This is a genomic window from Paraflavitalea sp. (assembly GCF_059502485.1).
On record NZ_JCACET010000010.1, the window covers coordinates 1,821,581 to 1,842,383 of the forward strand.

Here is a 20,803-nt window from a genome sequence, read left to right on the forward strand (position 1 = left end):
CTATCCGACGAAATGGGTATTGCTTCGATGAGCGGCAAAACCTTATCTTTAATTGATTAAACGCAACCGCTTCATGAGAAAAATACAGCATCTGCTCCTGCCTATACTGGCGGGTTTATCCTTCACTGCGCCTGCTCAAAATCAATCCGGTACGACAAAAATCGAAAAGCCTGCCGCCCCCCTGGTGATCAACAAGGTAAGTGTGATCAATGTGCTCACCGGGAAAGCCGAAGCCGACCAAACCATCGTCATAGAGAATGACCGCATTACCGCAGCCGGCCCTTCCAAAAAGATCAAGGCGCCCGCCAATGCTATTACGATCGATGGTACCGGCAAGTACATGATGCCGGGCATGACGGATGCGCATATTCACTTTTTCCAGAGCGGCGGTTTGTACACACGCCCCGACGGAGCCAACCTCAACCAGGTATATCCCTATGAGAAGGACCAACAATGGGTAAGGGACAATCTATATGGTCTCATGACCCGCTACCTCGCCTGTGGTATCACCACGGTCATTGACGTGGGTGGCCCTATGAGCAATTACACCACCCGCGATTCGGTGAATGCACGTATAGCCGCGCCTACGGCCTTTGTAACCGGTCCGTTGGTGTCAACCTACCTGCCGCCCAACCTCGATAAGAAAGACCCACCCATCGTTAAAGTCACTACTGCCGATGAAGCACGCGCATTGGTGCAAAAGCAGGTACCGCTCAAGCCTGATTTCATCAAGATATGGTACATCGTATTGCCCAACCAGAAAGCGGAGGCTACGCTGCCGATCGTAAAAGCTGCCATAGAAGAAAGCCATGCCAATGGCCTGAAGGTAGCTGTTCACGCCACGCAATATGAAACAGCCAAACTGGCCGTGACTGCCGGCGCCGATATACTGGTGCATAGTGTGGATGATAAAGTGCTGGACACTGAGATGCTGCAATTGCTGAAGACCAAACAAACGGTTTATATTCCTACGATGATCGTTGCGCAAAACTATAACCGCACGTTCAGCCAGCAGTTCAACTTCACGGCGCATGACTTCAAATACAGTGATCCCTTTATGCTGGGCACCCTGATGGACCCGCAGCACATCGAGAAAAACAAGATCACTTTCGATTACAAGAAGACACGCAATTACATTCGCATTCCCGACAAGGAAGACAGCACCATGATAACCAACCTCAAACTGGCGCAGGATGCAGGCGTATTGGTAGTAACGGGAACCGATGCCGGCAATATCGGTACGCACCATGCTTCTTCCTATTACGATGAGCTGCTGGTGATGAAGCAGGCAGGGCTCAGCAATGCCGATATCATCCGTGCAGCTACCATCAATGCGGCCAAAGGGTTTGGCAAGGACAAAGATTATGGCAGTATCGAGAAAGGCAAGATCGCCGATCTGCTGTTGCTGGACAAAGACCCGCTGCAAGACCTCTCCATTCTGAGCAATATCAATACGGTGATCCACCGCGGTGTACCTATGCAGCCTAAACAACTGCTGCCCGTAACGCCGGAAAGTCTGGCGCAGCAACAATTGAATGCTTATAATGCCAGGAACATCGATGCTTTCCTGGAGCCGTATAGCGACAGTGTACGCATTTATAGTTTCCCCAACACCTTGATCATGCAAGGCAAGGAAGCCATGCGGAAGCAATACAGCGGTATGTTCACCAATGTAAAAGAATTGCACTGCAAACTGGTGAATCGTATTGTGGAAGGCAATACCGTGATCGACCAGGAAAGTGTTACCGGCTTTGGCAATAAGCCTTTAACAGCCATTGCTATTTATAAGATCGTTAATGATAAGATCGCTGAAGTGTATTTTATCCAATAGGAACCGGGGTATCAAAGTTGCATAATGCCTGTTAAAGGCATTGTATGAGCACAGCTTTTCCCATTGTATCCTGGGGCAACGGAACGAATATTTACGAGGTCAACATCAGGCAATACACACCTCAAGGTACTTTCCAGGCTTTTATCGAACACATCCCGCGTCTGGCCAATATGGGGGTGGATGTTTTGTGGCTGATGCCTGTAACGCCTATCAGTGTAGAAAAAAGACAGGGTACTTACGGCAGTTATTATGCCGCCAGCTCTTATACCGATATCGATCCTGCCTATGGCACTACTGATGATTTCAGGCAACTGATCGATACGGCTCACTTTCACGGCATGAAGGTGATCATCGACTGGGTAGCGAATCATACCGGCTATGATCATCAATGGACGAAAAAGTATGCTGACTGGTACCGGAAAGATGAAGCTGGCAATTTCACTGAACTGTATGGCTGGGTTGATGTGATAGATCTCAATTACGACATCCCCGAGATGCGCGCAGAGATGATCAACTCTATGAAATTCTGGCTACGGGAGTTTAACCTCGATGGATTTCGCTGTGATATGGCGCGCACTGTGCCCATCGATTTCTGGATCGAGGCGCGCAGTGAATGTGATACCATCAGGCCATTGCTGTGGCTGGCAGAATGTGAGATACTGAACTATCATGAAGTGTTTGATATCACCTATGGCTGGGAGTGCATGCGGGCCATCGATAAGTTCATGGCTGGCAAAGAAATTAAGATGCCAGATATCCTGAAGATACTGGTAGATTATTCGCGCTATCCTATTGGTTCGCGCAAATTATTGTTTACCTCCAATCACGATGAGAATACTGATCATGGTACCGAGTATGAAAAATATGGCATCGCTGCCAAAGCCATGGCTGTATTCACCTGCACCTGGCCGGGCATTCCGCTCATTTACTCCGGACAGGAAAAACCTAATTATAACCGCCTCGCTTTTTTTGAAAAGGATTCCATCGACTGGAACGGCAAAGTAGAGCTACACGATTTTTACAAGACCTTGCTTACCATCCGCAAAAAGAATAAAGCTTTACAGGAAAGCGCTTCTGTATTGATACTACCGCAAGAACATACTTACGTATTGGCTTACCTGTGCAGGCGACAGGCAGATAAGGTGCTTGTGCTGCTAAACTTCGGTAAAGAGAGCGCCTCTTTCAGCATCGATCATCCGGCTATAGCCGGTGAATATCATAATCTCTATTCAGGTGAATCGGTATCTATTAAAAGAAAGATGCAATTTGATTTTGAGCCGGGGCAGTATGAGGTGTTGCATATCACGAGTCCTGATGGGAAGTTGATAGGTTAATAAGTTGAAAGGGCTCTGGATCAAGCCGCTACTTTTAATGGCCACGCTTTATTAGATCGAAGGCGAATTGCTTTTGGGTGTCGATGCCTTTGAGGATGTTGTTGATGTCGTCGGGCACTGCGTGATCGGGCAATACTCCTCTGCCCTTTTCAAAAGGTGGTTTTGTGGCATTATTGTAATACACTAATGGAATGGATATCCTGATATTACTATGAGGTAAATTCAATGGAATGAAGGAGCCACCATTACCGCCTTCATAATTGCCACCTGCTTCTTCGCCAATGAATACACCAAGCTCGTTGGTACGGGCGGCCGCTAAAAACTCAGCCGTAGTGGAAGCACTGCCGCCATTCATCAGGAAATAAACCTTGCCGGTATAGTGGAGTGGTTTGGGGTTTTGTATCGACAAGCCAGCAGCGGCAGCAGGTTTCAAAGAAAAAGTGCCGTCTGTCTCCCGTATCAATTCATTACGTACGTTTTGAAGATCATCTTCCGACAGATCGCTTAGTTTTAAATATTGCATGGAATCGGTAATACCATGCTGCCGGATATAGTATCGGGATGGTTTGTCAATAAGATAATTGAAGAGCAATACGCCGGCACTGTCCCACCCACCGCCGTTGTTGCGCAGGTCTATAACAAGATGACCAATATTCTTTTTCTTCAGCTCGCGCATGGATCTTTCCAGAAAACCTCCCAGGTCTGATGCTGCTTTTCCTCCAAAGGTGCGTATGCTGAGCACGGCTGTATTGAGCTCCTTATTGATCTCCAGGTCGAGGTCTTTTCGTTTTCTATCTACATATAGTCTTATTATTTCTTTGTTGACTGGATTTTGGCGAAACTGCTGGCCACCTTGCTGCATTGTTAGTGCAGGATAAACGATCCTGACTTCTTTTCCTGACAGGTCTTTGGCAGTGATGGCAAAGCTATCCGGCCGGGCTATGAACAAATAATAGAACAGGCCAAACGAGCCGGTATTCAGGCGTTGTTGTTTATTGGTAAGGTTATAGCCATCACTCCAGGAGTGATCGAAGATAAACTGGCGAATAGCTGTTACCAGTTGGCCGTTGATGTGGGTTACTTCATAACCGGGTTTTATGGTGGTATCGGCCGTAAGGTTTGCCGATACATAAAGTTTGTCGCTGATGAAATGCGTTGAAAAAGGGTATACAGGCATATTGGTGGAAAAATGAGCCTGCCAGTTGCCACCGGGAAGGATGGTGGTGTGCGCACAGCGAACTCCAGCGATCAGTGATGCCAGCAGCCTGTAGAAATCGTAATAAGGTAACGGCGTGGTAATGAGGTTATAGAAACTATCCAGGCGCCTGTACATGTCAGCTCTGGACGCATAACGATACAAGCCGGGATGTGTTTTCTCCATAATATGGCGGAGGTATTGCAGGTCTTCCTGCATATCCTGTTTTGACAGGGTACGGTCAGCTAAACTGTCATACACGGGATTTTTCCCCTGCGCTGCAGCTTGTGTTACGATACATAGTAAAACAAGGATGATCCATACAAACTTCATGGGTAGCTTTTTTGCAAACCTCTTTATTAACTGCTTAACAGGCTGAAAAACAGTTACTCAATTCCGGATTTGAGGGAGGTATCGACCGGTCTGGCCGCATTGAGCGGCCTGACGGAGTCGCCTTCCGGCAGCTTTGTCTCCTGTATAAATTGGGACGGCGTAGTGCCGGTGAGCTGTTTGAAGATGCGCTGAAAGGTAGCGGCTGAGCTGAAGCCGCATTCTGCAGCAAGGCCGGGAATGGTCAGTTTATCGGCATCCTCCTGCATGATCCTTTGCCTGAAAGCGGTTATGCGATATTCGTTTACAAAAACGGAAAAGCTTTTGTTGAGGTGCTGGTTCAATACAGCGGAGACCGTTTTGGCGGGTATGTCCACCTGCTTTGCCAATGTATTCACAGTGAGTGATGGATCAAGGTAGAGTTTTTGCGCTTCCATGATCAGCTGCAACTGGTCTATATAAAGCGTTGCTAAAGACTCGGGCAAAGCGGAGACCGTAGCCAATGTTTTAGGGCTGTTTAACTCAAAGGGTTTATAGTTGACAAGGTATCCTTTAAGCCCCAGCCAATAGATCATTACTGCCAGCGGAATAAATACAGGGTACCAGTCGACAGCATCGAGCAACGCCTGCCGCGTAGCGGGAATGCTATAGGGCACGAGGTAGACAAACCAGATGGCCTGGAATACGAGAAATATCGTTACAAACTGCTGTAGCCAATGGCTTGTTTGCGGTTGCTCTGCTGTTTGCTGCCGCAGGTATTGGTGGGTCAGCCACAGATAAGCTGTGAGGGATAGCCAACGGGGAATGTCGGCATACACCTGCCACTGATCGATAAAGCTACTTACCCAGCTGCGCTGTCCTTTGGATACCATGCCGGTAAGTGATCCGATATCGGCAATCAGGATGAGTAAATACGGGAAGAGGTCGAGCACTACCGGATAGAAATGCCGGTACTGTTTGCGGGTGAGACGGAATATGGGATCGGTTGTTGCCTGGACATAACACCAGATCAATGGGCCTATCGGCATGATCACTACAAGCGGCAATGCACCGGCGAGTATATGCAATACGATGTTGCTATCCAGCCAGGTAGCATCGAGCAGGTAGATGTTGAGACAGGCCAATGTGATAAGTGCTATAAGGGCAGCCAGGAAACGATTGGCAGGCTTTTTTTTGCGGGATGAAAACAACAAGGCACTGAGGATAAACCCTTGCAGTATGCCCAGCAAAACGATGGTATCCAAAAAGCCTGACCAGGAACTCATACTTGTACGTTTTCGTTCAACCTAAAAATACAACCTGCTAATGAAAAGAAAATTGTAAAATGATCGTATGACAATCATCTCAAAGACGGAAACAACCAGCCCTGCTGTTTTTGGCTAAAACTGCGAATTTTCTATACACTGCTATTTTGATACACTATCTATACAGCATCTATACACCATCTATACACTATCCTTACTGTATCTACACTTCGCCTCTTGTTCATGCCCTGCAATCTCTACGCTTTCCTGCCAATTGCTGTATATATTCCCATCACTTCACTGTCCTTGTGTCATTCATTGAATCAATACAAACGTAGATCATATCTACAGGCCACCCAAATGGAGATGACCGTTTTTAGTACTTATGACCCATTTGACCCTTTTTAATGTGACGGGTTAGTGTGACTAAACGGCAGGTACCCCAAACCAACACGTCTACGTTTAGCCTGGCTGAAATATTATAAAATAGCTATCTTGTCTACACCCGGCGAGGCAAACAGCAGCCTATCGGTTTAATTATGCAAAACACCCAGGAAAAGATTGACAAGCTTATTGAGTTTAAACGACGTGATAAGTTTTCAGTACAGGCATGGAATGAAAGGGGTTTAAATCCTTCCGGCGATGAGTTATGTCAATATCTTACTGCATTCTTCAATGTCTGCACAGACAAGCTGGTTAATGCGGTAAATCGTGAAGAGTCAACCAAAGCTTTAACAACACTACTTGATTCGGAGCTCAATAGATTAAAAAGATCAGACTTCGATACAGAAGAACGGGAGTTTATTTGCGATTTATTTCATGAACTTGCTTCCATTGTACAAGTTGATTTTAATGAACACCTGACTAAGTGGCTTTATGGTTCTGTGTTAGCAACACTGATGAAAATCCAACGAACGCTTCGCCCTGAAAAAATTGTTGAGACACTTCGAACCCCCTGTACGAAATGCAGTATAGATTTAGAAACCCATATTCTTAGGAAAGAAGCCGGAATACCTGACTACTCCTGGGATGTGGTAAGATGCAATAACTGTGAAGAGCTGAACCTGCTTTCGCACGGACCAGATGTTAAAGAGGTTCGATTCGGGAATTATAAAATGGTAGAACACCTACCTAAAGATGAATATACCTACGACCAAGCGTTGACAAGGCTTGAGCAAATTAAGGTTTTTAGGAAGTAGCTTTGCGTACATATTTTGTAAGGATCACAATCGTTTGGTCGTTTATCTTTCCTTCTATCTGCTCCGTATTATCGGGTACCAATCTTATTTTTCGAACAATCGTTCCTTTAGGAGCCGTGAAGTTAGTTCCTTTAACATTCAATCCCTGGGTAAGCACAACGGTGTCACCTGCTTCCAGCTGACTACCATTGCTATCGCGGTGCACTTCTTTTACTTCGAATGCACTGAGTGCCCAGTTGATCACCGACTCCTCTAATGTCACAGAATCCATGATCTCGCTGGCCCATGCCTGATCTTTATGTTTATAGAGTATCCGATAGCTCAAAGCCTGCACGCTGGGCTCTGTATTCCAGATGCTGCCCGCCAGGCATTGCCAATGCAGTGAAGCTGCCGGATCATCGATTGCAGAAAGACAGGTATTACACAAGGCTACTTCATGCTCAATAGCATCGTTATTTTTAGGGCTAACAGCATAGGCAATGGTTGCCTGTTCGTTGCTGCATAATTCGCAAGTTCCACTGCTACGATCTTTTAATCCGGCTGCTATTGTAATGCTCATTATTATTTATTGTTATATACGAGCCGTAAAGATAAGATTGTTTACACTATGAGTAAGCCCATATACTTTGACAACCAGTTTTTTATAATATATTGCAATGATTGTTTGTTAGCGTTGGTAACAATACCCCGATTTCTACACCCTTAACCCAATATTATATGAAGTTTACTCTTACTTCTCTCCTGCTTGTTGTTTATTTTTTTGCTGCCGGACAGGTCGCCCCTGCTTCTACCGGTAAGGTGCAATTTGAAGACCTCAAGATCGACTCCAGCATTACCGGCTTCCACTTTGCCGCCAACTTCCAGGGAACGGTTGTTTACACTAAAAACGGACCATCGGACATTAAGAGTGTTAACCCGTCTGCTTTTTCCTTCACCTTAGCACCTAATATGAGTGCTAAAGTGGCGCTTGACCAGTTCGAACAATTCGTGGCTTTTTCCAAACAACTGAATAATACCCTTTCGGATGTAGTCAAAAAGGATACGACCCTTCACGGAAATCCGGCGTATTATGTTTCATATACCGAGTCTAATGAAAAGACCAATTATAAGAACTTTGTTTTTAATGCCTATGTGATCAAGGATAACACACTCATTGTTTTCGCGAGTGGTGATCTTGATAAAGGCATATACATCGACAAATTCAAGAAAACATTTTACAGTATCAAGCTCTGATCTTCCAAGTCTCCACCATGCCTGACAATAAACCAACCGACCCTATTGACAGTACCCAAGCTGTAGACAATACTCAACCTATAGATCATACTCAATCTGCAAGCGATGAACAAACAGGTGACGGCGCTCCGCCTGTTGATCCTGTTTTTAAAAAGTATATTCCTATTGCAACAGTCATTTTCTGTGCAGCGAGTATTGTTCTATTTCTCGGGATAAATCTTTTTGAAGACAAGCCTATCAGTATGGAAGCATACAGGAAATGGGGCGCTTCTTCCTTCACGGAGATCTTCGACGGAGATTATTGGGGTCTTATCACGTCTAATTTCTTACACGTAGAAGTCTGGCATATTATCTTTAATTTATTCTGGTTCTGGTTCCTCGGAAAGAAGATCGAATTTGAGAGCAACAAGCTTTTTTACCTGCTGCTGGTCTTATCTTCTGCCCTGGTCAGCTCTTTAGCGCAACTCTCCTTTAGTGACGCATCGGGTATTGGTCTATCAGGAATTGCTTATGCTTTTTTTGGCTTCGTATTCATAAAGAGTAAATCGTCTGATGCGTATAAAAACTACCTTGATCGACAGGCCATCAGCTTATTCTTTGCATGGCTGGTCATTTGTATCGTGATAACAAAGCTCGGGCTTATGAATATCGGCAATGCTGCCCATGTCGGCGGACTTGTGTGGGGCATGTTGCTGGCTTATCTTACCCGCTTTGCGTCTTATAAGCAATGGGCCGGCGCGTTGTTGTTACTGGCTGTTTTGGGGTCTTCTGTTTGGTGGAGCCCTTTTTCTGTTTCATTGCTTTCCCATCAGGCCTTTAAACTTCATAATGCGCAAAAGCTGGAGGAAGCAATGGTCCTTTATAGAAAGATACTGGATAGAGATGCGGATAATGAGTTTGCCAAAATCAATTTAAAGCAATTGGAGATCCATACGTTATCGCAGAAGGCTGCCGAACTTCAGATCAATAAAAAATTTAAAGAAGCACGCGAGGTTTATAATAAGATACTGGCTATAGATAAGGATAATGCCATGGCCAAAGAGAATCTGCAGCTGCTTCCCAAGGAATAGCGGGCCAGAGGCCCGGGAATAGGGCTACGAGGCTACAAGCCTCGTAGAGCTAAGCAACCTTGAACGGTTAATGTATTGGTATGTGGGTATCTGCCATAGGCTGTTTATCTCCTTCTGTGCCCTCACTTTTCCATGAGTCGCCGATCTGTTCGAGGGAGCGGCCCTTGGTTTCGGGAAGGAAGCGGTAAATGAATACAAAAGCGATCACACAAAAGACGGCAAAGAACCAGAAGGTGCCGCTACTGCCGATCTCTTTCAGTAATATAGGGGTAAGTTGTCCTACAATGGTATCGGCGATCCACATGACCATGATGCTGATGGCCAACGCACGGCCACGAATGGCGTCGGGGAATATTTCTGAAGCTACTACAAACTTCAAGGGGCCAATGGAGAAGGCAAAGAATGCCAGGAAGGACAACACAAATACCAGCAACCAGATGCTTTGGGTAGCGCCATAGTAAAAGCACAATCCCGTCAACACCAGTGTTACAGCCGCACCCGCTGTGCCGTAGAGGTATAAGGGTCTTCTGCCCCAGCTATCTACTTTCCAGATGGCGATGAGGGTAAAGAGCACGTTGGCCAATCCAAAGATCACCTGGCTCAACAAGGAATTACTTAATGATACACCTGCATTACTCAATATGCCGGGTCCGTAGTAGATGATGGCATTGATGCCGCTGAATTGTGAAAAGAACGGCAGGAGTATGCCTATCAATAATGCTTTGCGCATGCCGGGGGCAAACAGCTCACGATACGATACCTTCTTATTGTTTTCTTTCACTGTCGCAGCTCCATTAACTGCTGCGACCGGCTGGCCGGTGATGGCGCTGGTAATACGGTTGGCTTCTTCATATCTCCCCTTCTGCCTCAACCAACGCGGGCTTTCAGGGACCAGGAATAGTCCACCGAAAAAGAGCAACGCCGGAATAGCGCCCGCTCCGAACATTAAACGCCAGGTTTCATTGCCCGGAGTGTTGTGTGGCGCTACTGCGACAAGACCGGCATTGCTAATATAGGCTACCAGGATGCCCACGGTTACTGCCAGCTGGTAATAGGTGACCAACCTGCCGCGGTTATGAGCCGGTGCAATTTCAGAGATGTATAAGGGGACAACGTTTGACGCGATACCAATACCGATACCTCCCAACAAACGAAATACGATCACTCCCGACAGATAAGGCATTACTGCGCAACCAACAGCTGATACGACAAACAGGATGGCTGCTATAAGGAGCGGCTCTTTCCTGCCTATCCTATCACTCAACTCTCCGGAGAATGCCACACCGATTATACACCCAATCAAAGCTGATGAAACAAACCATCCTTCCTGGCCTGGTGTTAGCAGGAATTGTTTTTGTACCAACGGCAATACGCCGGAGATGACTGCCATATCGAACCCGAAAAGAAACCCTCCCAATGCCACCACCCAGGTGATCAATGCAAGGCTTATCTTTTTTTGACCGTGTTTCATTTGTTGCTGTTTATGTTGTGTGATGCCCTTCTGTACCCTTCGACAGGCTCAGGGTGACAGTCTTAATAGCTTCCTTGCAAAATTTCGCTTACATTGTCTTTTACGAATGCCTTCACCACTTTTGCACGTCCGCTGCCTTTGTTGACTAAAGTATAACTCTTCGCTGCTGCCGGGATAACGAAGGTTTCTGCATACTGGAAAACCTGCTCTGAGCCGTCTTCGTTCACCGCTGCTACTTTACTTCCTTCCACCAACATCAATACGTGGCACACGTTGCCGGTTTCAACCGGTATGCTGGTATCAAACTCCAGGCGGTGTACATCATAGAAGTGTGCAGCATGTGTGGGCACATGAACCAGCTGCCAATCGCTTCCCTTTTTCAATATAGCAGGTTTCGAGATCAGTTCGTCTTTTACCGTGTTACCTTTTCGGTCGAAGCGAAGGTTATTGAAAGCATGCTCTATGTTGATGGCACGTGGTTCGCCGTCCAGACCAAGACGCAGCCAATCGTACATTTTAAAGGTAAAGATGTAGGGCGTGGCGCTGATCTCCAGTACCATGTTGCCCGCACCAGCGCTGTGTACCGTACCATTAGGGATGAGGAACAGGTCATGTTTTTGTGCCTGATGGGCCTGCACATGCCGCTCTATGTCGACCGGTATTTTTTCATCGCGGCTCATCTCGAGCTCATTCCTGAATTGGTCCGGGTCGATGGTGTCCTGAAAGCCGAGGTACACGCGTGCATTGTCCTGGCAATCGAGTATGTAGTAGGTTTCATCTTGTGTGATGGTCTCTCCAAACTCCTTTTGTATATAGGGTAAGGAAGGATGGCATTGTATAGACAGGTTGCCTCCCTGCCAGGTATCGAGAAAGTCAAACCGTATGGGGAATTCATCTTTGAAGAGGTCTGCATGTTTTCCCATCACGGCATCGCGCTGGCTGAACATAAGGAAGTCGAATGATACTTCCAGCAGCAGGCCATCGCTTTCGAACAGTATTCCGTTTTCGGGCACGATCAGCTCGAATGACCATGCGTAGTTGATCTCTTCCTGGCTTAGTCCATTGATACGGTCTTTCATCCAATGTCCTCCCCATGCACCGGGCTCGAACCAAGGGCGCACCCTGAATACATGATTGCCTATATTTTTAAGACCAGTCAGCAAGCTGCTGCCCAAGCACCAGTTGAGTGTATGCTTGTGTTGGGCATCACCAATCACTGCCATCCTGTGCAGGATGTTCTTCTTATGTGCATTCAGGAGTACCCAGTCTACAAAATAAAAGCGCTTGTACATTTCAGCAGCCGCATCGGTTACATCGGCCCCGAGGTTGTTGACAGAACCTGTACGCATCCTCAACTGCAGTTCATTCTTAGGCAGGTCGAGGTAGACGACAGGTGCTGAAGTATTCATTAATGCTGCGCCCGGGCCAATAAATATCGTAAGGTCATAGTTGGCGCCCGGCACTTCCTTGTATTTGAATTCATACAAATCAGCTAATTCCAGTGTACACTTTGTGCCCCATACCGAGTTTTCTGTTCCAAGGAAGGGCGCTATTAGGTCTTGAATAACCGATGGTGTTTTCAGATAAGTAGCCGTGCGCACCCAGTTTATGCGCAGGTTCAGTTTCTTAAACTCTTCTGTGAGGTATCGTTCTGTTTCTTCCCAGAATACGCCTACATAGCCATCGATCACTACCTGTGTCTGTTTCTTCATCCAGCCTGCCAGGGATGTGTAGCCATTGTTGATCTGACCGGTTCCTAATGTGTGATAAGGATAAAGGGTGTACCCGTCCGGTGTATTGGTGGTATCAATTTTTACCGGCAGCAAAGGTTGTGTTCCACTTCGCCATTTCTTTTCCACAGGGTTGTTCGCTAAAATATTGGTGTTAACCTCCATAAAATCCATTGTATTGTTGTGTTGTTACTTCTTTTTCTCCAGTTGTGTAATGGCATTCCATAATACGCCGGCTTCTCCTTTGAATCCTGATGAGCCCTGCGCCCGGTTGTCGGGCGTGTACCACTCATAGAAGCCTTTGTTTTTCAGCACGCGTGCCAGCATCGGTTCTACAGCCTCGCAAGCCTCGTTCAATAAGTTGTACCTGATGAGCTGGGTGATCATCCTTGCGCCAAACCATGTCCAGTCACCACCGTTTTGATAGGAATAAGGGCCCATGCCGCCATTCTTAAAAGTACCGGCAGGATATACAGGATATAGGGTGAGGCCAATCGTAGCTGCGTTGGCTTTCTTTACATTGTCCTGCATTTTTTCATAGGCTTGTTTCACTTCTTGTTTGCTAAGTAGCCCTGCTTCTATGGCTACTGTAGTGCCGCCATGGTAATAGACGTCCGATTCATCAAAGGAGGTTGGGAAGGGTGATCCGTTCAGGTAGATATGTGGACGATACTTTTGTTTGGCCTTGTCCCACAGATGTGTTTGTATGTTTTTCTTCAGGTTGTTCCTGGTGTTTGTCCAGTATTTGCGCTCTTTGGCCGGGATCGTAGCAAAGCCAAGGTAATCTTCTATGGCGATCACAAACATGGCATTGTCGTAGATGTCTATTGCCCGGTGTGTGTTTTCATTGATCTCAACGCCCCATTCATGTTCGGGTTGCACATCACCCCAATCGGCGGTGGTGGCACCCCAAATCAATCCATGCTTTTCGTCGTACCGTTTGGTCAACAGGAACTGCATGGCTCGTTCGAGGTGTTTTTGTATGGCTATACCTGCAATGGTATCTGTGAGGATTGTTTTGTCGCCGGTAATACGGATGTATTTGGCAACGGCTTGTATGAGTGATGTTTCCTGGTCAGTTTCTACGGTGTTCTTGTGTCCCGCGTATTCAGGCGCCAGTGGCGTGTGGTAATAATTGTAAGGAACGCCCGATCCTTTGGGATTGGGTACGTAGCCATCGAGGATGGCGCCATCGGGTTGCTGAAACTTTATAAAGTTGATCAGGCCTTTCCTGATCAATGCACGGTCCTGCACTTTGCAAGCTACTTCCATAAATGTGTTGAAGTCCCTGATCCAGACCTCACCGTAGCCATCGCCTGCGTTGAACCCTTTTTTGATCAACTGTTCTGCCATCGTTTTGACAGAATCACCCATCAAAATGACTGTCGCCATCTTGTTCGCTGCTCCTTGCTGACCGTTTGTGATGTAGCTACTGGTCAGTAGTGCTAAAGCTGTAATCGTTGTTATCCCCTTCCTCATTAATTATTGTTTGTCGTTAAGTGTACGGAATTATTTAGCAGGGTTAGGTCCCATTGTCAATTCGAGGGTCCCGCCTTTTGTAATGTCATGAAAGCTGATCGCATGGTCTTTTATGGTTTGTCCATTCAGTTTAATGGACTGGATATAGATGTTCTTATCCGAGTTGTTGATGGCCTTGATCACAAAGGTTTTGCCTTTGTAAAAGGCCGGGTTGAGGCAAATGGTTGCTTCTGTGAATAAAGGGCTCGTAATATCTATACGCAGATCTGGTGAGGTGCCGCCATTCATTTCGAACAGGCCCAATGCGCTCAATACAAACCAGGCGCCCATCTGTCCTTCGTCTTCATCGCCATTCCAACCTACGTAGGGTGAGTCGTCGAAGAAGGTGTTCATTATTTTGCGGGTGTAGTATTGGGTAAGGTCTGGCCGCCCGCCGTAGTTGAACAGATAGGCTGCCTGCATATTCACCTGGTTGCCCTGGTTGATGTAGTATTCCGCCGACTGGCCTTCGGTACGGTCGAGTGCATGAGCTGCAAACTTGTGGAATTCAGACTTCTTAAATCCTTCTGTGAGCCTTGCTATAAACTCTCCTTTTCCCATTCGTTTCACTACGCCCGGGATGTCGTGGGGCACATAAAAGGAATATTGCCAGCCATTACCTTCTACAAAGTGTTTTACTGAGAAACGATCGAAGTCTGGCGTGTAGGTTCCATCTTCTTTACGTGGTCGTACATATCCTACTGTTGTATCGAATACGTTGCGCCAGTTGCCTGACCGCTGTAAGAAAAAGGCTGCATCCTCTTTCTTATTGAGTGATTGTGCCAGCTGGCCTACACACCAATCGTCGAAGGCGTAGTCGAGGGTATTGGATGTAAAACCTTTTTCTATGGGTACATATCCAAGGCGTGCATAAGTAGCGATGTGTGGATTACCGGGCCTGCCACCACAGGTGGGTGCGGGTTCTACTTCTACATTTTTCTTCATCGCTGCGTAAGCAATGTCTACATCTTTTTTAACGATGCCTTTCAGGTAGGCGCTTGCCATCAGGGCCATTTCATGAGAGCCTTCCATAATGCCTGAATACTCAATGCCAGCTGGCCCTTTGGAAGTCCATCCTGTTTTTTCGTACATCTCCAATTGTGTATCTACCATTTGCTGCGTGATCTCCGGCGCTGCCAGAGACCACAACATGTTCAGGTTCCAGTAGGTATTCCAGAAGGCATCGCCGCCGATCATCGCTTTGCGGCCCTGTGCCAGTTGTTGTTCTTTTTCACAGGCATCGAGGTATTTGCCATTGGCATCGCTCATGATCATTTTGGCGGTGAAGCAGCGGTATAGGTTGGTGTAGAATTTTACTTTGTCTTTTTCTGAACCGCCTTTTACCTGGATAGTGCTGAGTTGCTTGTTCCATATTGCTTTGTTGTGCTTCACCAGTGCATCGAAATTCCAGTCGAAGTCTTTTAGTTCCATCGAGAGATTCAACCGGGCCTGGTCTATGCTAACGAAGGATATACCTGTGCGTACGATCACCTGTTCGGCTTTGCTGGCAGGGAATGTAACGTATGCGCCTAATTCCTTACTGCCTTTCACTTCTGTATCGCCTGCTATTTCTTTCCAGTTGCTATAGCCACGAAACTTAGTGAAGGGTTTGCTGAACTGCATCACAAAGTGCAGGGTGTATTCGTTGAATCCCCATACGGCTGATGTCTTTGCATAGCCTTGTATTTCGTGGTCGTTGACTTTGGTGATGACGGCGTCTTTCAGCTCGTAACCATATTCTGCCGGTGGGTTCAATTGTACCATGATCCTGTTGGACTCATCGGCCGGAAAGGAATAGCGCTGTACGCCTGTTCGCTCTGTTGTCGTCAGTTCTGCTTTCACCTGTGGGTCCAGCAGGTAAACGGAATAATAACCAGGACTGGCTTTTTCATCGTTGTGATTGAAGCGGGAATGATAGCCTGCTCCTGCTCCTCTGAATGGCGCATCGGGCGTGCCTGCATTGAGTGCAAGGTCGCCATTGGCCGGCATGGTAAGCAGGCCGGCCATCGTCCAGCCGTGTATGAAGGTAAAGCCGTGTATGCTTCCTATCGAGTAATCGTAACCTCCCTGCCATACCCATCCCTGGTTGTCGGGACTCAGTTTTACCATACCATTGGGCATGGTGGCCCCGGGGAATAGCATCCAGCGGGAATTGGAGGTGCCGATCATCGGGTTTACATAATCTATTGGTTGTTTTTGTTGGGCATAGCTATGTGCTGCCAACATCATGAGACACGGAATGAGTACGGTATTTCGAATGGTCTTCATCATTATGCTAAAGCGTTATCTGTCGCGCGTATACAATGTAAATTCTTCGATCGTCATGAATGGTCTGTTGCCCCAGTTCGTCAGCAGCTTGAAGCGATAGTACCTATAAGCTTGTGTGCCTGCCGGTGCTATAAATTCTTCTCCGGCTTTCGCATAGTCGATATCTGCCTGGGTGTTCTGTCCTACCGGCTGGCCCGATGGCTTGATCGAAGTATACTCTCCTATTTTGGTCCAGCTATCCCAGGTACCGTCTGCATTTGGTGCATTGCTGCCATATAGTTCAAATGTCTTTACGCTTTCGAGTTGAAACAAGCGGTCATTCGCCTGCCACATTTTGAACCTGCTGAGGGCAGCTGCTTGTCCGGCATCGATCGTAAACCAACAAGGTATTTGGTTTTTGGTAGCAAAGCCGGGTGGGTTGTATTTCTCGTCCCACATGTATTGCTGGAACCAGTTATATCCACCTTCCTGTACATCCGTTGTAAGGTTTACCAGTTTGAATCCTGCTTTATCCAGTTCTCTTTCAAATAAGGGCAGGGTTATTTCAACGGCCGCGGGTGAGAAGTTTTCAAAGGCTGTCGAATCGGGTTTGTAGAGGGATCGGTAGGTCAGTTTACTTTGTTCTTTGTAATTGGGCAGTGTGGTCACTGCATCTGTTGATAGAACTACTATTTTCTTAGCTGTGCCATCTTCTGCCACATAATTCACTTCTGTTCCTAATTCACCGGCAGCGGCTTCTCCCCAGGTGAGTTGCATTTGAAGGCCGTTCTTCGATTGTGCTACTGTCTTCAGGGTGCGGTTGGCCAATGAGCTCACATAGCTGTCGCCATATACCGTTCCTGTTGTATTAAAGATAACCGACTTGTTGCCATTTTTATCAAAGGTATAGATGATAAAGTTGTAATTGCCTTCTACCAGGTTGGGGATTATGACCCGTACGGTATCTTTTGTATGGTCAACTGCCACATCCACCGAGTCGGCCTGGTTGTTCCAAAATATACGCAAGCGGGTTACCAAAGGATCGTTGCCCAGTACAGAGGCCAACTGAACGCGTTTGTATCCAGCTTCAACGATCACGGTATCCACACGGCCGGGATAAACGATCTCTCCTCCCTTCACGTATTCTTTCCAGGAATCGCTTTTTGTTTTGGTACAGGTAGCTACTGTAACTGCCAGGATGGCTATGATAAGCAATGCAATGTTTATGTTCGTTTTCATGCCTGTTGTTTTTATTGTGTGTCTCCCCACATCATCAGTTCATAAAAGTTGACGTATGTACCGTTTGACCAGTTCTTGAGTGTCTTGAATCTTATATAGCGAACTTTGGGTATGTTCAGCGGGAATATCATCGTTTCTCCGGCATGTGCCGCATCGATATCCGCTTGTGATAATTGTCCTTCCGGTAAGCCTGAAGGCTTGATCGCCGTATGCGTGCCCAACAAAGTCCAGGTAGCATCAAAGTCGCCATTAGGATTGGGATTGTTGGAACCCCATATTTCTACTACGCGGGGATTGTGCAGTGTATAATAGAACCCATCACGCATGAACCAGGTGAGGCGGCTCAGCTTGGCTGTGACGCCCATATCAAATGTGAACCATTGGGGCATCCGGGCAGCATCGCCTGAGTGATAGAAACCACTTGTGACATTGCCATCGAAGATGCCTGCAATGTTACCGCCATGTCCGAGGGGTGCATCATTGCTAAATACCACGCCTTTCATTTTCGTGCGATCCAATAGTTGCTCAAACAAAGGTGTAAGGGTTACGATGAGTGTATCGGAAAGATTGCCCCATCTGTCGCGGGCATACACACCAAATTTTGTAGGCTGGGAAGCCATGCCCCTGACAGAGAAATTGCCTTCTTTCAGGTTGGTATAGTGCGTATATACCGGAGAGAACTGTCCTAATGAATCATTCGTCAATACTATCAATGCCAGGTTTTCTTCTGATTCGTTTTCGTATTTGATATTAATACCTCCAAAGTCGGGCGTTGTCTGAAAGCTGGCGCGTGTAAGCACAACTGCAGGGCTTAGTGGCTTCACCGCCGTTTGTACCGGCGCTGATTCGTTTTCGCTTTTATCTACTGCATACAGGCTTACCTGATAAGTATCGGTATCGCCAAAGCCTACTACTGTGAGGCTACTGTTGAAGCGACTCACTTTGGTTTCTCTTACCTCACCTTGCTTGGTAGTATAGAGGGCTTTTACATATAAGAGGTCGCCATCGTCGGGCAGCTTGTAGCTTATTTTGGCGGCGCCGTGCAGGTTCTCAACAGTGACGTTGCTTACCTGTCCGGGCACTGTGCTGTCTTTTTCAACAGGTCCCAGCACTTCTTGCTTACAGGCGCTGAGCAGCATCAGCATCCCGGCGAGCATCGTGTATATAATATTTTTCATTGTCGTTGTATTTAATGTTTGTTACTACCAGCCCGTGTTTTGTACCAGGTTGGGGTTGATCTGCAGGTTGTATTCTCTTACCGGCCAGAAGTAATCTCTGGGGGCTACAAACCTTGGATTGTACAGGAGGACTTTCCTGTTGTAATCTTCGTAGGTGGTTTGCAGGATGTCCCAACCGTAGATCGGCTGGCTCAATACCTGTGGGGCTGTTTTCCAACGGCGAAGGTCCCAGAAGCGGCTTCCTTCAAAGGCCATTTCAATTGTGCGCTCCTGGCGTATGATCTCGCGCAGCCCTTCCACGCTCGTGTATTTAGATGGCTTGGTTGAATAGGTTGTCCATGCCGTTTCCACTGTTGGCAATCCAGCTCTTGCCCTGATCTGGTTTACGTAGGGTAACGCAGCGCCTGCATTGCCTGACTCGTTCAATGCTTCTGCATATAAGAGGTAAAGGTCTCCGAGGCGTATCACCGGCCATGGATAGGATTCAACGGTAGTGCTGTTTGCAGTGAATACCAGGTTCCAGTTGACCAGCTTTTTGGTATAGTAGCCGGTTACTGAATACAAGCGGCTTTGCTTTTTACCGGCGTGTTGTTCAGACTTGGATTGTATGTTGTAGTTACCGTTTTTCATGAACCACTTCGATCCGTCGAAGGCCATGTCGGCATAGAAACGACGCTCTCTGTTGAAATGGAGGCCTATCGTTTGGTAACCCGATTGTATGCCCGTATCAGTTGCAGCAGCAGTACGCAGCTTGAAACGATCGGCATAGTTCCAGGTCTTATCTTCTTCTATGGGTACGCCGTTCTTTGTATAGAACTGTTCTGCCATTTTCAAAGGCGGCGCCAGTTTTCCTTTCAGGTTGAGGTTAAGGTTGCTGGGATCCAGTTGGGGTACTGCATAGAGTTGTATCCAGTAGGTTGGATTGCCACTGGCTGATGAACCCCAGATCAACTCGCTGTTCCACTTCTCACATACTGCGTTACGAATGTTCATTTCTGTTTTGGTAGCAGGATCTACCGGAAAGAGTGCATCGTTGAAGTAGTAGAGTTTATTTCCTGCAGCGGTGGCCATATCGATGGCCTTTTTGCAGGCTTCGGCAGCTCTTGTCCATTTGGCAGGATCGTACTGGGTGTTGAACAACGCTACTCCATTGTTGGATTTCAATCCAGTGAAATCATTGTTGCCATTAAACAGGGGACTTGCTGCTGTAACCAGTACTCTTGCACGAATCGCCATGGCCGCTACTTTGGTGGCACGTCCCAGCTCGGTGGTCGTACTTGTGATCACCATGGGCAATCCTGTGTTGGCATCACCGGCTGCAGATTCTTCCAGCAGGTTGGCTATGTAGTTCACCACTGAATCGACCGGCTGACGGTATACTTTCACATCAGCGGGCGCTGCTGTTACCGGCAGGTTTTTGTCTACCACAGGTATAGGTCCATACATGCGGAAGAGATACCAGTGGAAATAGGCTTTCAGGAATTTAGCTTCTGCTATCCAGCGTTCTTTAATGTAGGGCTGGAGGTCTGCTACTTTGTCGACGTTCTCCAGGAATATATTGCAAACACGGATGCCTTGCCATAATGATTTGTTGTCGAATCCGTCCCAGTAGTTCATGTAGGGATTGGAACGGTTCTGGTTGCCACGGGCAATGTTGTAGGGATCAAGGAAGAAGAAGTCTTCGATCATGGGCCAGTAGGTCCATGCTTCATCGCCTCCGCTGAAGGCAGGGTTCTTATCCGGATGTCCTTCCTGTGGCAAATAGGTGTAGCAGGTGAACAGGTATTTTTCTGCCTCGATGCTATTGGCAAATGCATTGTCGATCGTGGCCACGTTATCGGGCACTATGTCGAGGTATTTTTTGCAGGCTTGTGTGGCCAGCAAACTTATTATTAGTATGGTGAGTTTTACCGTTTTCATTTTACTTCATTGACTTTTTTCAATTCGACTTAGTCCAGGGTGAGCCGCCCTTCGAGGGCGACCC

15 protein-coding genes are annotated in these 20,803 nt (G+C 47.0%); 5 read left to right on the forward strand and 10 right to left on the reverse strand.

Annotation, left to right across the window (positions count from 1 at the left end; all coding sequences use genetic code 11):
* Positions 1 to 73 precede the first annotated feature (73 nt).
* On the forward strand, positions 74 to 1,831 hold the full coding sequence (locus tag AC5JBY_RS24485; protein WP_495907299.1) for an amidohydrolase family protein: 1,758 nt from the start codon (positions 74 to 76) through the stop codon (positions 1,829 to 1,831).
* 44 nt (positions 1,832 to 1,875) lie between these two features.
* Positions 1,876 to 3,165, forward strand: coding sequence for an alpha-amylase family glycosyl hydrolase (locus AC5JBY_RS24490; protein WP_495907300.1), 1,290 nt, complete (start codon positions 1,876 to 1,878; stop codon positions 3,163 to 3,165).
* 34 nt (positions 3,166 to 3,199) lie between these two features.
* Here the strand turns inward: AC5JBY_RS24490 and AC5JBY_RS24495 are convergent, their stop codons facing one another.
* Positions 3,200 to 4,693: a S41 family peptidase gene (locus AC5JBY_RS24495; protein WP_495907301.1), complete on the reverse strand. Its 1,494-nt coding sequence runs from the start codon at positions 4,691 to 4,693 to the stop codon at positions 3,200 to 3,202.
* 53 nt (positions 4,694 to 4,746) lie between these two features.
* Positions 4,747 to 5,955 carry a helix-turn-helix domain-containing protein gene (locus tag AC5JBY_RS24500; protein ID WP_495907302.1) on the reverse strand — a complete coding sequence of 403 codons (1,209 nt, stop codon included), beginning with the start codon at positions 5,953 to 5,955 and terminating at the stop codon, positions 4,747 to 4,749.
* A gap of 518 nt (positions 5,956 to 6,473) precedes the next feature.
* Between AC5JBY_RS24500 and AC5JBY_RS24505 the strand changes: the two genes are divergently transcribed.
* Complete coding sequence (locus AC5JBY_RS24505) at positions 6,474 to 7,133, forward strand: DUF4844 domain-containing protein (RefSeq protein WP_495907303.1); 660 nt, start codon at positions 6,474 to 6,476, stop codon at positions 7,131 to 7,133.
* On the opposite strand, the gene AC5JBY_RS24510 is transcribed toward AC5JBY_RS24505, so the two are convergent.
* Positions 7,123 to 7,692, reverse strand: a complete 570-nt coding sequence (locus AC5JBY_RS24510) for a PhnA domain-containing protein (protein ID WP_495907304.1) — start codon at positions 7,690 to 7,692, stop codon at positions 7,123 to 7,125. The genes AC5JBY_RS24505 and AC5JBY_RS24510 overlap by 11 nt on opposite strands.
* A gap of 158 nt (positions 7,693 to 7,850) precedes the next feature.
* Here AC5JBY_RS24510 and AC5JBY_RS24515 point away from each other — a divergent pair, with 158 nt between their 5' ends.
* Positions 7,851 to 8,366 carry a hypothetical protein gene (locus AC5JBY_RS24515; protein WP_495907305.1) on the forward strand — a complete coding sequence of 172 codons (516 nt, stop codon included), beginning with the start codon at positions 7,851 to 7,853 and terminating at the stop codon, positions 8,364 to 8,366.
* Between the two features lie 17 nt (positions 8,367 to 8,383).
* On the forward strand, positions 8,384 to 9,436 hold the full coding sequence (locus AC5JBY_RS24520; protein ID WP_495907306.1) for a rhomboid family intramembrane serine protease: 1,053 nt from the start codon (positions 8,384 to 8,386) through the stop codon (positions 9,434 to 9,436).
* Between the two features lie 67 nt (positions 9,437 to 9,503).
* Here AC5JBY_RS24520 and AC5JBY_RS24525 read toward each other — a convergent pair whose 3' ends face one another.
* From AC5JBY_RS24525 to AC5JBY_RS24555, 7 genes are all read right to left on the reverse strand, one after another.
* Positions 9,504 to 10,907 carry a sugar porter family MFS transporter gene (locus AC5JBY_RS24525; protein ID WP_495907307.1) on the reverse strand — a complete coding sequence of 468 codons (1,404 nt, stop codon included), beginning with the start codon at positions 10,905 to 10,907 and terminating at the stop codon, positions 9,504 to 9,506.
* Between the two features lie 62 nt (positions 10,908 to 10,969).
* The gene (locus AC5JBY_RS24530; RefSeq protein WP_495907308.1) at positions 10,970 to 12,802 is read right to left on the reverse strand and encodes a class I mannose-6-phosphate isomerase; all 1,833 of its coding nucleotides are present in this window, start codon (positions 12,800 to 12,802) and stop codon (positions 10,970 to 10,972) included.
* A 24-nt stretch (positions 12,803 to 12,826) separates the two neighbouring features.
* On the reverse strand, positions 12,827 to 14,116 hold the full coding sequence (locus tag AC5JBY_RS24535; protein ID WP_495907309.1) for a glucosidase family protein: 1,290 nt from the start codon (positions 14,114 to 14,116) through the stop codon (positions 12,827 to 12,829).
* 30 nt (positions 14,117 to 14,146) lie between these two features.
* Positions 14,147 to 16,426, reverse strand: coding sequence for a GH92 family glycosyl hydrolase (locus AC5JBY_RS24540; RefSeq protein ID WP_495907310.1), 2,280 nt, complete (start codon positions 16,424 to 16,426; stop codon positions 14,147 to 14,149).
* 12 nt (positions 16,427 to 16,438) lie between these two features.
* Positions 16,439 to 17,641: a DUF4998 domain-containing protein gene (locus AC5JBY_RS24545; RefSeq protein WP_495907311.1), complete on the reverse strand. Its 1,203-nt coding sequence runs from the start codon at positions 17,639 to 17,641 to the stop codon at positions 16,439 to 16,441.
* Between the two features lie 11 nt (positions 17,642 to 17,652).
* Entirely contained in the window at positions 17,653 to 18,819 is a 1,167-nt protein-coding gene (locus tag AC5JBY_RS24550) for a DUF5000 domain-containing lipoprotein (RefSeq protein WP_495907312.1), read from the reverse strand.
* 24 nt (positions 18,820 to 18,843) lie between these two features.
* Positions 18,844 to 20,739 (reverse strand): RagB/SusD family nutrient uptake outer membrane protein, encoded by a 1,896-nt coding sequence (locus AC5JBY_RS24555; RefSeq protein WP_495907313.1) that lies wholly within the window; start codon positions 20,737 to 20,739, stop codon positions 18,844 to 18,846.
* Positions 20,740 to 20,803: the final 64 nt, after the last annotated feature.

Bases quoted from the DNA above. Each gene is read 5' to 3' on its own strand.
- AC5JBY_RS24485 (WP_495907299.1), top strand. From the start codon at position 74: ATGAGAAAAATACAGCATCTGCTCCTGCCTATACTGGCGGGTTTATCC.
- AC5JBY_RS24490 (WP_495907300.1), top strand. From the start codon at position 1,876: ATGAGCACAGCTTTTCCCATTGTATCCTGGGGCAACGGAACGAATATT.
- AC5JBY_RS24495 (WP_495907301.1), bottom strand. From the start codon at position 4,693: ATGAAGTTTGTATGGATCATCCTTGTTTTACTATGTATCGTAACACAA.
- AC5JBY_RS24500 (WP_495907302.1), bottom strand. From the start codon at position 5,955: ATGAGTTCCTGGTCAGGCTTTTTGGATACCATCGTTTTGCTGGGCATA.
- AC5JBY_RS24505 (WP_495907303.1), top strand. From the start codon at position 6,474: ATGCAAAACACCCAGGAAAAGATTGACAAGCTTATTGAGTTTAAACGA.
- AC5JBY_RS24510 (WP_495907304.1), bottom strand. From the start codon at position 7,692: ATGAGCATTACAATAGCAGCCGGATTAAAAGATCGTAGCAGTGGAACT.
- AC5JBY_RS24515 (WP_495907305.1), top strand. From the start codon at position 7,851: ATGAAGTTTACTCTTACTTCTCTCCTGCTTGTTGTTTATTTTTTTGCT.
- AC5JBY_RS24520 (WP_495907306.1), top strand. From the start codon at position 8,384: ATGCCTGACAATAAACCAACCGACCCTATTGACAGTACCCAAGCTGTA.
- AC5JBY_RS24525 (WP_495907307.1), bottom strand. From the start codon at position 10,907: ATGAAACACGGTCAAAAAAAGATAAGCCTTGCATTGATCACCTGGGTG.
- AC5JBY_RS24530 (WP_495907308.1), bottom strand. From the start codon at position 12,802: ATGGAGGTTAACACCAATATTTTAGCGAACAACCCTGTGGAAAAGAAA.
- AC5JBY_RS24535 (WP_495907309.1), bottom strand. From the start codon at position 14,116: ATGAGGAAGGGGATAACAACGATTACAGCTTTAGCACTACTGACCAGT.
- AC5JBY_RS24540 (WP_495907310.1), bottom strand. From the start codon at position 16,426: ATGATGAAGACCATTCGAAATACCGTACTCATTCCGTGTCTCATGATG.
- AC5JBY_RS24545 (WP_495907311.1), bottom strand. From the start codon at position 17,641: ATGAAAACGAACATAAACATTGCATTGCTTATCATAGCCATCCTGGCA.
- AC5JBY_RS24550 (WP_495907312.1), bottom strand. From the start codon at position 18,819: ATGAAAAATATTATATACACGATGCTCGCCGGGATGCTGATGCTGCTC.
- AC5JBY_RS24555 (WP_495907313.1), bottom strand. From the start codon at position 20,739: ATGAAAACGGTAAAACTCACCATACTAATAATAAGTTTGCTGGCCACA.